Source organism: Rhodococcus sp. (in: high G+C Gram-positive bacteria) (genome assembly GCF_049591685.1).
Classification (GTDB): Bacteria; Actinomycetota; Actinomycetes; order Mycobacteriales; family Mycobacteriaceae; genus Rhodococcoides.
On sequence record NZ_JBAWFH010000325.1, the window covers coordinates 1 to 11,945 of the forward strand.

The window sequence follows — 11,945 nt, forward strand, 5'->3', positions numbered from 1 at the left end:
CATCGAATGCTTCACCAAAATAAATTCGGCACTGACATTCATCGACACACTGTTGAGTTCTCAAAGAACACGCACACACCATCGCTTCGGCTTACGCTTCAGCTCTGGGGCTTACTTGCTCGTGTCCAGTAGAAGTTTTTCGCCTCTAAACTGGACTGTCAGTACGATCTGCGTACAACCTCGTGTCCCGCACCTCTCGGTCCGGGTCGGTGTCCGTGTCGCTCTGACTCGACAAAAGTTACGCCAACAAGAACGCATCTGCAAATCGCCAGGTCAGCGAGCCTGAAGCGGTGAACGGCAGAATCTGCAAACCTCGAAGTCGGCGCTTACGGTGGACTGATGCTGCTGTCACCGCGTTATGGGTCCGAATCGTTGGCCGACGTCGTTCCTTCCGTCCTCTCGTGCATCGGACTCGACGGCGAGACCGACCGTCTGGGTCTTCGCCTGGAAGGAACGCGGCGGGTATGCGTCTTGATGATCGACGGTCTGGGGGCCGACCAGTTGGCCGAGCACCCGGAGGATGCGCCGTTTCTGACGCGTCACCTCAGATCGGTCATCACCGCCGGCTTCCCCAGCACTACCGCCACCAGTCTCAGTTCATTGGGGACCGGTGTCCCTCCTGGGCAGCACGGAATCGTCGGCTACCAGGTGGCCCTCCCGGGTCAAGACCTGCTGATGAACACACTGCAGTGGAAGCTGCACGGGTCGGCATCCGATAGCGAGCCTCTGCCGGAGTTGACACCCGAGACTTTCCAGCCCTCCCCCACCGCGTTCGAACGGGCGGCAACAGCCGGTATCGCCGTGACCCATGTGGGTCCGTCCATGCAGAACGGGTCGGGTCTCACGCGCGCTTCGTTGCGAGGCGGAGTTTTCCGCGCTTCGGTGTCACCTGGCGATCTGGCCGCCGAGGCCGTCTCTGCGTTGGCGGAGGCAGGCCCGGCTCTCGTCTACGCCTACCACGGAGACCTGGACCTGGTCGGCCACGTGCGTGGCCCCCGATCACTCGCGTGGCGGCTTCAACTACGTCATGTGGACCTGCTCGCCGAGTCGATCGCTGCGCAGCTACCCGGTGACGGTGCACTCGTCGTCGTCGCCGACCACGGCATGGTGCAGGTCGGCAATCGGGTCGACTACGACTCGATCGCCGACCTCCGCGAGGGCGTTCGTCTGCTCGGAGGCGAGCCCAGGATGCGTTATCTCTACACCCGGGCCGGGGCGGTCGACGACGTTCAGCGGGCGTGGCAAAACACGCTCGGCAACAGGTTCACGGTCGTCACCCGGGATGACGCGGTGGCCCGCGGGTGGTTCGGTCCCACGGTTTCCTCGGACGCGTATTCGAGAATCGGTGACCTGTTGGCGCTCGCAAACGACACCTCGGCCGTCGTTCGAAGCCAAGCCGAAACCACTGCGTCGATGCTGCGGGGCCATCACGGTTCGTTGACGTCCGCCGAATTGTCGGTCCCCCTCGTCGTCGCCCGCCCATAGCCGTCCGCCCTTGTCGGCATCCGGACGGACTCTGTCGGTGGGCGGCGCTAGTTTTCCGTTATCGAGTTCGAGGATGCACGGAAATGGGGAAAAACATGTCGGCGTTCGATATTCCAGATCTGGATGACGCAACGGAGAACGAGTGGCGGGCGTTCGCCGCGGAGTTAGCAGATCTTATAGCCGGTTCCGAACCCGGCGCCGTGATGTCGATTCGTCCGGAATTCCTGCCGGAGGGCGTCGTCGACCGAGCAATGCTCATCCGGTCGACAACCGCAGGCACTGTGGTCTGTGCCGCGTCCGGGCTCGCTAGCCCGGATCAACCATGGCGTAGTACCGACGTCGCCACCATTCACGTTCTGGAAGAAGACGCATCCTGGGTGGATCGGTTCGCGGCCTCGCTTGTGTCCCAGATTCGCGAGATCTGGAACGTGCCGCATCCGTCGTTTCTTCTTGGATGGAAACCAGAACCTTCGACGTCGCAGCTGCCGAAGGCCGGACGAACGGTGTCCGTAGCGGACGACGAGTCTGCTCTGGGGGCATCTGTCGGCGAGGCTTTGACTGCACAATTCGGTGACGAGGTCGAATTCTCGGACGCAGGTTTCCATGTGACGACAGGGTTCATCACGACAACTGTGTACGTGGCCGGCGACGACGAGGTACGCATTCATGCGTGCCTGGTCGAGCGCATCGCGGGACGCACTCGTGCAGCAGAAGTGGTTGCCGACTTGAACCGGCGGCATCCACGAACAAAATTTCTTCTCGTCGAAGATCGGGTGCACGTAGCGGTCAGCGTCGACGCTCGGCCCTTCGTGCCGGAGCATCTGATCAACGCTGTCGAGCGCGTCACTGCGTTCGCGTCGACCGTCGACGTTTCATTTGCGGACAATCTTGGCGGTGTCGTCGCGACCTCGGGTGCGTACACCGTGCAAGAAGACGAGTTGGACCCGGGCGAGGACGTGCCGTTGCCTGTGTTGACGTTACTGGAGATCGACGCCGAATCTGGTTCGGTGGACGTGCAAGATGTGATCGCGGCGTGTGGGCCGGACCACGGGAAGATCGCTGCCTACGAGGCATTCTGCTCGGAGCAAGCCGAATCGTGGCGCGACTTCGCGCAGGAGGCCCGCGAACGCGGCGAAATGGACGTGGCCATCAATTGTGATCGAGAGGCCATTCCGTGGGACCGCATGGTTCGCGCCTTGCGGGCCGCGTTGCGAACGGTCGGGTTCTTCGACAAGGCCTGAACACACTCGTGCGCCCGAAGGGAAAGGTCGGGCGCCCGAGGGCCGAGAAGCACAGGGGCCGAGAAGCACAGGGGCCGAGAAGCACAGGGGCCGAGTAGCACAGGGGCCGAGTAGCACAGGGGCCGAGTAGCAGAGGGACCGGAAGTACAGGGTCAGACGATGGCTACTGCGTCGATCTCCACCAGCATCTCCTCGCGAGGCAGACCGGTGAACACTGTGGTTCGACTGGGCAGGACGTCGCCCGTGGTGTGCGTGCCGACGAATTCGCCGTACGCATCGTTCATCACGGCGAAATCTTCGCGTTTGGTGAGATACACGCGCAGCATGACGACATCGTCGAAGGTAGCGCCGCTGGCCTCCACGATCGCCCGAACGTTCTCCAGAGTTCGGGTGGTCTGCGCTGCAACGTCACCGGGGTACAGGTATTCACTCGTTGCCGGGTCGACAGGTCCTTGTCCGGACACCTGAACGAAAGGGCCCTTGCGAACACCTTGGGAGAACGTGTGGGCGGGGGCCGGTGCCCCGTCGGTACGGATGGCGATCTTTTCGCTCATTGTTTTCCTTTCTCCGAAACTTCGTTGTCCGACTTCCATCCGAGGTCGGACGAAATGGCCGCGGCGACAGCCAAGATGGAGGGCAAGCAGGCCAGAACCTGAGCGTGGTCCAGCAACATGTCCGGCACAGACATCGAGATGGCCGCCACCGTTGCACCGGTTCCGTCTCGAACCGGTACGCCGACACAATTGACGAACGACTCATGTTCCTCGTGATCTTCCGCGTATCCCTGGCGCGCCACGAGTTCGAGTTCTGCCAGGTAACTCTCGGCCGAATCGATGGTCCTGTCGGTAAACCGTGGGTAGTGCAGTTGCTGCGCGATGACACGTTGCTCCGCCGGTGGCCGTGCAGCCACGAGAACCTTGCCCACTGCGGTGCAGTGCAACGGCGCTGGACGACCGATACGCGAGTACATCCGCACGCTCTGTATCGCATCGAACTTGTCGATGTACACCGCTTCACCTGCTTCGAATGTCGCAAGGTGGATGGTCTGCCCGGTCGATACGTTCAAGGCCGCGAGGTGTGGCCGTGCAACAGTCCGCACGTCTCGCTGTTCGAGTGCCCTGTTGGCAAGTTCGAAGAACCTGGAGCCAAGAACGTAACGATGATCCGCGTCGTGTTGCACGAACCGATCCGCTTCCATCGTGCGAAGTAGGCGCAGCACAGTTGTTTTGTGCACTCCGAGTTCGCCTGCCAGCTGGTCGAGCGACCGCGTTTCGTCACCCAACAGACCCAAGATCACGAGTGCGCGCGAGAGGCTTTGACTCATGACGCGGCCACATCGCTGTATCGAAGTGTGCTCCAGTCCGAATCCGAGTGGCGCAGGGCTGCAGTCAACCTGCTGTCTCCGAGCACTTCCGCGGCATCACCGTGGGCAGTGAGGGCAGCTGCGGCGCACAGATGGCCGAGCCTCACTCGCTCCACGGCCGTCGCCCCTCTTGCTATTCCGGCGAGGAACCCTCCGGCGAATGCGTCACCGGCGCCGATCTTTTCGAAGACGTCCAGCGTCAAGGCAGGTACGTCCACGCGCAGGTCGCCATCATAGGCGGTGACCACGTGTGCATCGTTCTTGACAACGAGGTGGCGGGGTTCGGGGAACCGCGCGCGAAGCGCTGAGGGGTCGTCAACGCCGAAGACGTCTGCAGCCTCGTCCGCCCCCATGAACACGACGTCGCTGCCGCGGACGTGGTCGGCGAGAACCGTTGCGGCATCGGCGGGTCGGTTCTTCCACAGGGACGGCCGGAAATTGAGGTCGAAGCTGACGATTCCATCGAAGTCGAGCAGCGACCTGGTCAGCGCTTCGGCCGTGTTCGACAACGCAACGGTGATGCCGGAGAAGTGCACGATGTTCGCCTGCCGCAACAGATCGGCGGCCGGTCCCTCGGCGGCGTCCGAGGTGGACATCGCGCTGGCCGCCGAGCCCGCGCGGAAGTACGTCATCGCGCTGTCGCCCATGGGGAGATCTCCCTCGGCGGGCGTACCGGCACCGCGTTGCTTGACGTACATGCCGGTGGGTCGTTCCGCGTCGATGTGCACCGCAGACGTGTCGACGCCGGCGTCCGCCAACTGGCGTGTCAGGTATCGACCGAATCCGTCGTCGCCGACGCGGGAGACCCACGATGCAGTCACGCCGAGCTGAACGAGCACCCGGGCGACGTTGGCTTCGGCTCCGCCTGCCGAACGCTGGAACGTTGCGGAGTCCTCCAGCGCGCCTGGTTCTGCCACCAGCACGACCAGGCCTTCGCCAACACACACCGCCCGAGGGGATGTCACAAAAGATCTCCTTCGAATGCTTGCGGATATGCCCTGTCTGGATGCAGACTACAAACTACAAACATTTTGCGCAACAGTGGTTGCAAAATACGCAACGCAGAATGCGTGCAAAGCCTGGAGGTCTCCCCGTGATCGACGCGCATGCCGTCAACACCCTTCGCACTCGTGCGATCGGTCCCGAACACAAGTCGGTCCCACCTGAGGCGTGGGGACGCTCGATCGAGGAGTTCGTTGCGTCACGGCCGGAATTGAGCCGGTTCCAGACTCCCTTGCTGACCATCGACACCGCCCGCGTCGACCACAACATCGAAGTCATGGCCACCTGGGCCAGGCAAGCCGGAGTCGAACTCGCACCGCACGGGAAGACAACGATGGCTCCCGCTATCTGGAAGCGCCAGCTCGATTCGGGTTCCTGGGCGATCACGTTGGCGACGATCTGGCAGACGCAGATCGCGCGTAGTTTCGGCGTCGAGCGCATCATGCTCGCCAATGCGTTGGTCGACCCCGTCGGTCTCGTATGGGTGGCACAGGAGCTCGATGCCCACCCCGAGTTCGAATTCCTCTGCTGGGCAGACAGTCTCGACACCGTTCGGCTGATGAACGGCGTCCTCTGTGGCGCGAAGGCGGGGCGGCAGGTTCGCGTCGTCGTCGAACTCGGCGGGGCGCACGGCCGTACCGGCGCCCGGATCCCGGAGCAGGCACGTGCAGTTGCGGATGCCGTCGCCGATTCACCACATCTGTCCCTGGCCGGGGTCGGAGGCTACGAGGGTGCGCTCAGCCATGACCGTTCCGAGGCTGGTCTGGGCGCGGTGGCGGAGTACCTGGAAGCGGTCGCCGCGCTCCACGTCGAACTGACCACCGCGGGCCTCTACGACGGACATGCCATCGTGACCGCCGGTGGAAGCGCATACCAGGATCTCGTCGTCGAGCACCTTGCGCCCTTGGCCGATCCGACGGGCGCGCGTGGCGTCCCGACGTCGGTCGTCCTGCGGTCCGGCGCGTACGTCATCCACGACGACGGCTTTTACTCGGAGATCTCACCGATGATCCCCGGTCGATCCGAGCATGTTCTGCGCGCAGCGATGCACGGCTGGGCCCGCGTGGTCTCGAGACCGGAGCCGGGACTCGCCCTACTCGACGCGGGCAAGCGCGACCTTCCCTACGACGAGGGACTTCCCGTGCCGCAGTCCGTCGATGGAGCCGTCACCGCGCTGAACGACCAACACGCGTTCCTTCGATTCCCTGCCGATGTCGACGCCGCACCGATCGGCAGCGTCGTCCGCCTCGGCTTGTCCCATCCGTGCACCGCCTTCGACAAGTGGCGGCTCATCCCGTTGATCGACGACGCCGACTCCGAAAATCCGCGCGTCGTCGACCTCGTCCACACCTACTTCTAGGGAATGTCATGAACCTACTCATACGAGGCGCGGACGTCGTCGACGGAACAGGTGCAGCGCGAGTGCGGCGGGATGTGCTCGTCGAAGGCGACAAGATTGCCGCGCTCACCGCACCCGGGGTCGTAGCTGGCGCTGACCGGATCATCGACGCGCAGCCCGGGCACGTCTTGGCACCCGGCTTCATCGACATGCACGCGCACTCCGATCTGCGACTTCTCACCGACCCCGGCCATTTCCCGAAGATCAGTCAGGGCGTGACGACAGAGGTGATCGGCCAGGATGGAATTGCGTACGCCCCCATCGACGACGCCACCCTCGACGTCGTTCGCAGGCAGATCGCGGGTTGGAACGGGAACCCTGTCGATTTCGATTTCTCGTGGCGAACCGTCGCCGAATATCTGACGCGTCTGGATCAGGGCATTACTCCGAACGCCGCGTACCTCGTGCCCCAGGGAACGCTTCGTTACCTTGCCGTGGGCGCCGATCAACGGCCGGCTGCGTCCCGTGAAATCGCCCGTATGCAGGAGTTGCTGGCCGAGGGCTTGAGCGAGGGCGCCGTCGGAATGTCGAGTGGCCTCACGTACACCCCTGGGATGTACGCCTCTACCGGCGAACTGCGCGCACTCTGCGAAGTCGTCGCGGACTTCGGTGGCTTCTATGCACCGCACACCCGCTCCTACGGCAAGGGCGCACTCGAGGCGTACCAAGAGATGCTCGATCTCGCGCGAGACACCGGCTGCGCCCTTCACCTGACGCACGCAACCATGAACTTCGGCGTCAATCGCGGACGCGCTCAGGAGTTTTTGGACAAGGTCGACTCGGCGATCGCTGACGGATGTGACGTCACCCTGGACACCTATCCCTATCTTCCCGGCGCCACCACCCTGTCGGCACTGCTGCCGAGCTGGGCGATGTCCGGGGGGCCCGACCAGGCACTCGCGCGAATGCAGGACCCGCAGATGCGTGCGCGGATAACCGCGGATGTCGACGTCAACGGCTCGGACGGATGCCACGGCGTCACGGTCGAGTGGGAGACCATCCAGATCAGCGGCGTGGCCAACTCGGACCTGGACGGGTACGTCGGTCGAACCATGGTGGACATCGCTGCCGAGCGAGGCGAATCCCCGGTCACCGTCTTCTTCGACATTCTGCAACGCGACCAACTGGCCACAACGATTCTTCAGCATGTCGGCCATGAGGAGAACGTGCGCGCAATCATGGCTCACCCCCACCACATGGGCGGTAGCGACGCAATTCTCGTGGGAGAGCGCCCGCATCCGCGCGCGTGGGGAACATTCCCTCGCTACCTCGGTCGTTACGTGCGCGAGGAAGGTCTCCTCGGACTCGAGGACTGCATCAATCACCTCACGGGCCGGCCGGCGAAGCGGCTGGGGCTGACGGACAGGGGAATCATTGCCGAGGGCAACGCCGCAGATCTCGTGCTGTTCGATCCCGCCACCGTGTCCGACACCGCAACGTTCGACAATCCGAAACAGCAGGCTCGCGGTATCTCGCACGTGATCGTCAACGGTGCGCCTGCCATCGACAACGGCTCCCCCACCGGCGCTCTCGCCGGACACTCACTGAGGCGGAACGCATGAACGCACTACAGACCATTCTCGACGACCGCGCGCTCGCGGTCGTCCGCGCGCCCTCCATATCCGATCCCACTGCACTCGCGGACGCTCTGGCACGCGGCGGGATCAGGGCGGTCGAACTTACCTTCACCACACCTGGCGTGCTGAACCTTCTTCGAGCAACAGCCGACTCGGGTGCTGTCGTCGGCGCCGGAACGGTTCTGACGGCAGAGCAAGCCCACGCGGCCATCGACTCGGGTGCGCAATTCCTGGTCACGCCGGGATTGCGGCCCGATGTCGCCGAAGTGGCAGCACGGCATGACATCCCGGTCATGATGGGCGCTTTGACGCCCTCCGAGGTCATGACCGCCATCGACCTGGGCGCCGCGGCTGTGAAGATATTCCCGGCGCGCGCACTCGGGCCCGTTCACTTCAAAGACTTGCTCGGCCCGTTGCCCGACGCCAAGCTGGTCCCCTCCGGCGGCGTCAACGCCTCGAACGCTGGGGACTTCCTGGCACACGGCGCGGTCGCGGTCACCGCAGGTACCGACGTGGTCTCTCCCCACGCGGTCGCCGCCGGAGATTGGAACGATATCTTCTCCCGCGCCACTGTTTTCGTCGAATCTCTAGGACGCGACTCGCGGACCTCCATCATCGACGGCCGTCCGTCGACCCCCTCGAAAGGCAATTCATGAGTACCGCTGTCGACTGGCTGAGGACTTCGCCCCCCGGCCTACTCGTACTGTGTGGCCTCGCCATCGCAGTGCTGCTTGTCGTCATCATCAAGGTCAAGCTCGAACCGTTCATCGCGCTGCTGATCGTGGGTCTGGGCCTCGCACTGGCTGCGGGCCTGCCGGTCTCGCAGATCGTGGGAACGGCAATCAAAGCCAACGAGTCGCTGCTCGAAACCGGCTTCGGCGGGATTCTCGGCCACATCGCCGTCATCATCGGCCTCGGCACAGTTCTCGGTGCCATTCTCGAACGGTCTGGCGGCGCACAGGCTTTGACGTCCAAGCTGCTGGGTGTGTTCGGTGACCGCGGAGCGCCCGTCGCTATGGGTCTCCTCGGACTCATCTTCGGCATCCCGGTCTTCTTCGACATCGGCATCTTTGTTCTCGCGCCGCTGGTCTACGTCGCAGCCAGGCAGGGCGGAAAGTCGCTCGTTCTCTACGCGATGCCGATGCTCGCCGGCCTGTCCATGACGCATGCGTTTCTTCCTCCCCACCCCGGCCCTGTTGCACTCGGCGGTTTGCTCGAGGTCAACCTCGGCTGGCTGATCCTGATGGGCTTTGTCTGCGGCATACCGGGATTCATCGCAGCCGGCCTCGCCTGGGGCAGCTGGATCGGCAAGCGCGTCATCGTCGACGTGCCGGACGACTTCATCAACGACGCCGCCGACGACGACACCCCGGTCGACGGTTCGGGCGGAACCTCCGTGGCGACAAAGCGGCCTGTTGTCACCACGCCCCCATCCGTCGGCCTGATCGGCGGGATCATCGCGGTTCCCCTCGTGCTGATTCTGGGCGCCACGTTCGGCAGCATCCTTCTCGAGCCCGGCAATCTTCTCGAGGTGCTCACCTTCCTGGGTACGCCGGCCGTCGCACTGCTCATTGCCGTACTCATCGCTTTCTACGTCCTCGGTATTCGACGTGGCTCGACGGTCCAGCAGCTGAGCACCCTCACGGGCGAGTCACTGCGACCAGTTGGCATGTTGCTCTTGGTCGTCGGTGCTGGGGCATTCTTCGGCAAGGTCATCTCGGCCACCGGAATCGGCTCCGCACTCGCCGAGGCGATGTCGGCCGCCGGACTCCCGATCATCGTGCTTGCATACGTCATCAGCTGTGCCCTACGCATTGCACAGGGGTCGGCAACCGTTGCGATCGTCACGACGGGTGGCATCGTGGGTCCACTGGTCGCGGCGCAGGATTATTCACCCGTTGCCACGGCTCTCATCGCGATGTCCATCGCGGCCGGATCCATCATCCTCAGTCACGTCAACGACGGCGGCTTCTGGATCATCGCGAAGTTCTTCAACATGACCGTCAAGCAGACCCTGCAGACGTGGACGGTGCTCGAGACGATTCTGTCGGTGGTGAGCTTCGCGGTCGCAGGAATTCTCTTCGCGATCGTGGCGTAGCTACTGTCCGAGCTGGTCACCGACGAAATGAGTGTTGTCCGCGGACAGCTCACGGTGACCGGCTCGGGCCACGAGATCGTCAATTCTGTCGTCGAGGCTGTGCGCTCGGGCCATGATGTCCATCGTCGCGAGCTCGCCCTCCGAGTGAGTGACCAGATCGGCGACTCGAACGATGGCGGCAACACGGTCGACGATCTGTGACCACACCACATCGAGCGCAGCTCTCCGACTGGCCACCTGGGCAGCCGTCGCATCGTCGAACATCATCGCGGCTATTCCATCCAGCTCGTCGTCGATCTCGCGGAGCGTCTTGACGTCGACGGCGACCTGGGTGAGTTCGTCGGCGAGATCGAGCTGAGTGCGCTGAACGAGGAAATGCTCGGACCGCCACGCCGGCGAGCGGTGAATCCGGTCGTAGTTCGTTCCCGCCACGAACAGCATCGTCTCGTACCGGTTCGAGAACGCGTCGTCCTTTCGGTCGGCGAACTCCGCCATCACGGACGCGGCGCGGTCACCGAGCTCGCCGAACCGGGTCTTCTTCGCCGCATCGGCCACCCGTTCCGCCGCCGAGTCCAGCAAGCCCCGGCCGGTTCGTTCGACGAACGTGCCGACGTGTTGCTTCGGAACCGGGGTAGCCACCAACGCGTCGAACAGCGCGTCGCGTTGATCCACATCCAGGTGCAGACCGTCGCGGCGTTCGCGGCGCACGGCCCGCACACCATTGGCGTAATGCTTGGTGGACAACACGAACGTCGTGCGCAGGTGATCGAGCCGCTTACCGAGCTCGGCAGCGCGCAGTCGATAGACGACGGCGGACCCTGGCTTGTTCTTGGTGTCCTTGTTCAGCCATCGCTGCCGTTCGTCGGACAGAACCCGAAGCGTGCTGAACCCGCCGAGAGAGGGCAGCGTCTTGCCCCCGCGACGCCGCGCCGCCAGTACGGCTCGAGTGCTCTCGTCCACTAGACCCGCCGCGATCGCAAGCGCAGCACCGTCGGACAGAAGTGGATGTCGCCCCTCGAGCCGGGCGTCGTCGCACCACCTGCGTACCCGCTCTTCGACGCGTTCGCGATCGCTACCGATCTGCATGTGCTCGGGCATCTTCAGCTCCTCCGCCGTGACTGCTCCCCACTGTCCCAGAAATTCCAGGAGCCTGCGGCGGGACCCAGCTCACAAGGGTGGTTCGGCGCCGCTCGCGATGAGGGCCTTCGCGTTGTCGAGACCCTCCCACACGTTCCACATCAGCACACCCTTGACCGCGTTCGAGTCGTCCACGTAGTAGACGACGCCTTCATTCGGCTCGTCCGTCCACTTCTCGACCGTCCGCAACTCGGTCGAGACGGTGCCGACTGCCTGGTAGCCGTCATCGAAGACGTCCGAATAGAAGTACGGCGTGTACGTGTACGGGTCGGTGCCGCCGGCCATGATGCGCCCGACGGCCTTGCCCATTTCGTTGGCGTTGTCGACGTGCTCGATGCGTCGCCGACCGAGGATGGCGTCCGGATAGTTCGCGACGTCGCCTGCCGCGTGTACGTGCGGATCTTCCGTGCGCAGGAACTCGTCGACGACCACGCCGTTGTCCACCTGTAGCCCTGCCTGTTCGGCGAGCTCGACGTTCGGTTTTACGCCGAGGCCGAAGACCACGCCGTCCGCTTCGACGGTCGAGCCGTCGTCGAGCTGCAGTTGCACGCGCGCCGACGCCTCAGCACCCGATGCGACCTTTGCGCCCCGCCGAACGGTGACGCCGTGGTCGGTGAACCCGCGATCGAAGGATCCGCTGAGC

Annotated in this window: 11 protein-coding genes; 6 read left to right on the forward strand and 5 right to left on the reverse strand. The window is 63.9% G+C overall.

The window, feature by feature from the left end; translation table 11 throughout:
- Positions 1–339 precede the first annotated feature (339 nt).
- Together WBQ44_RS13525 and WBQ44_RS13530 are read left to right on the forward strand one after the other, a co-directional pair.
- Positions 340–1,485 (forward strand): alkaline phosphatase family protein, encoded by a 1,146-nt coding sequence (locus WBQ44_RS13525; protein ID WP_495567193.1) that lies wholly within the window; start codon positions 340–342, stop codon positions 1,483–1,485.
- An 83-nt stretch (positions 1,486–1,568) separates the two neighbouring features.
- Positions 1,569–2,726 carry a T3SS (YopN, CesT) and YbjN peptide-binding chaperone 1 gene (locus WBQ44_RS13530; protein WP_495567194.1) on the forward strand — a complete coding sequence of 386 codons (1,158 nt, stop codon included), beginning with the start codon at positions 1,569–1,571 and terminating at the stop codon, positions 2,724–2,726.
- A 152-nt stretch (positions 2,727–2,878) separates the two neighbouring features.
- On the opposite strand, the gene WBQ44_RS13535 is transcribed toward WBQ44_RS13530, so the two are convergent.
- From WBQ44_RS13535 to WBQ44_RS13545, 3 genes are read right to left on the reverse strand one after another with little or no spacing between them, the layout of a single operon-like run.
- The gene (locus WBQ44_RS13535; RefSeq protein ID WP_495567195.1) at positions 2,879–3,280 is read right to left on the reverse strand and encodes a RidA family protein; all 402 of its coding nucleotides are present in this window, start codon (positions 3,278–3,280) and stop codon (positions 2,879–2,881) included.
- Complete coding sequence (locus WBQ44_RS13540; protein WP_495567196.1) at positions 3,277–4,050, reverse strand: IclR family transcriptional regulator; 774 nt, start codon at positions 4,048–4,050, stop codon at positions 3,277–3,279. The genes WBQ44_RS13535 and WBQ44_RS13540 overlap by 4 nt, the downstream gene beginning before the upstream one ends.
- On the reverse strand, positions 4,047–5,054 hold the full coding sequence (locus WBQ44_RS13545) for a sugar kinase (protein WP_495567197.1): 1,008 nt from the start codon (positions 5,052–5,054) through the stop codon (positions 4,047–4,049). The genes WBQ44_RS13540 and WBQ44_RS13545 overlap by 4 nt, the downstream gene beginning before the upstream one ends.
- A gap of 101 nt (positions 5,055–5,155) precedes the next feature.
- On the opposite strand from WBQ44_RS13545, the gene WBQ44_RS13550 reads away from it, so the two are divergent.
- Genes WBQ44_RS13550 through WBQ44_RS13565 form a run of 4 tightly spaced genes read left to right on the forward strand, consistent with a single transcriptional unit; the run spans position 5,156 to position 10,165 of the window.
- Positions 5,156–6,451: an alanine racemase gene (locus WBQ44_RS13550; protein WP_495567198.1), complete on the forward strand. Its 1,296-nt coding sequence runs from the start codon at positions 5,156–5,158 to the stop codon at positions 6,449–6,451.
- 8 nt (positions 6,452–6,459) lie between these two features.
- Positions 6,460–8,052 carry an N-acyl-D-amino-acid deacylase family protein gene (locus tag WBQ44_RS13555; protein ID WP_495567199.1) on the forward strand — a complete coding sequence of 531 codons (1,593 nt, stop codon included), beginning with the start codon at positions 6,460–6,462 and terminating at the stop codon, positions 8,050–8,052.
- On the forward strand, positions 8,049–8,723 hold the full coding sequence (locus WBQ44_RS13560; RefSeq protein WP_495567200.1) for a bifunctional 4-hydroxy-2-oxoglutarate aldolase/2-dehydro-3-deoxy-phosphogluconate aldolase: 675 nt from the start codon (positions 8,049–8,051) through the stop codon (positions 8,721–8,723). Before WBQ44_RS13555 ends, WBQ44_RS13560 begins: the two co-directional genes overlap by 4 nt.
- The gene (locus WBQ44_RS13565) at positions 8,720–10,165 is read left to right on the forward strand and encodes a GntP family permease (protein WP_495567201.1); all 1,446 of its coding nucleotides are present in this window, start codon (positions 8,720–8,722) and stop codon (positions 10,163–10,165) included. Before WBQ44_RS13560 ends, WBQ44_RS13565 begins: the two co-directional genes overlap by 4 nt.
- Here the strand turns inward: WBQ44_RS13565 and WBQ44_RS13570 are convergent, their stop codons facing one another.
- Together WBQ44_RS13570 and WBQ44_RS13575 are read right to left on the reverse strand one after the other, a co-directional pair.
- On the reverse strand, positions 10,166–11,263 hold the full coding sequence (locus WBQ44_RS13570; protein WP_495567202.1) for a hypothetical protein: 1,098 nt from the start codon (positions 11,261–11,263) through the stop codon (positions 10,166–10,168). It lies immediately after the preceding gene.
- A 69-nt stretch (positions 11,264–11,332) separates the two neighbouring features.
- A partial coding sequence (locus WBQ44_RS13575) for an FAD-dependent oxidoreductase (RefSeq protein ID WP_495567203.1) occupies positions 11,333–11,945 on the reverse strand: 613 nt, incomplete at its 5' end.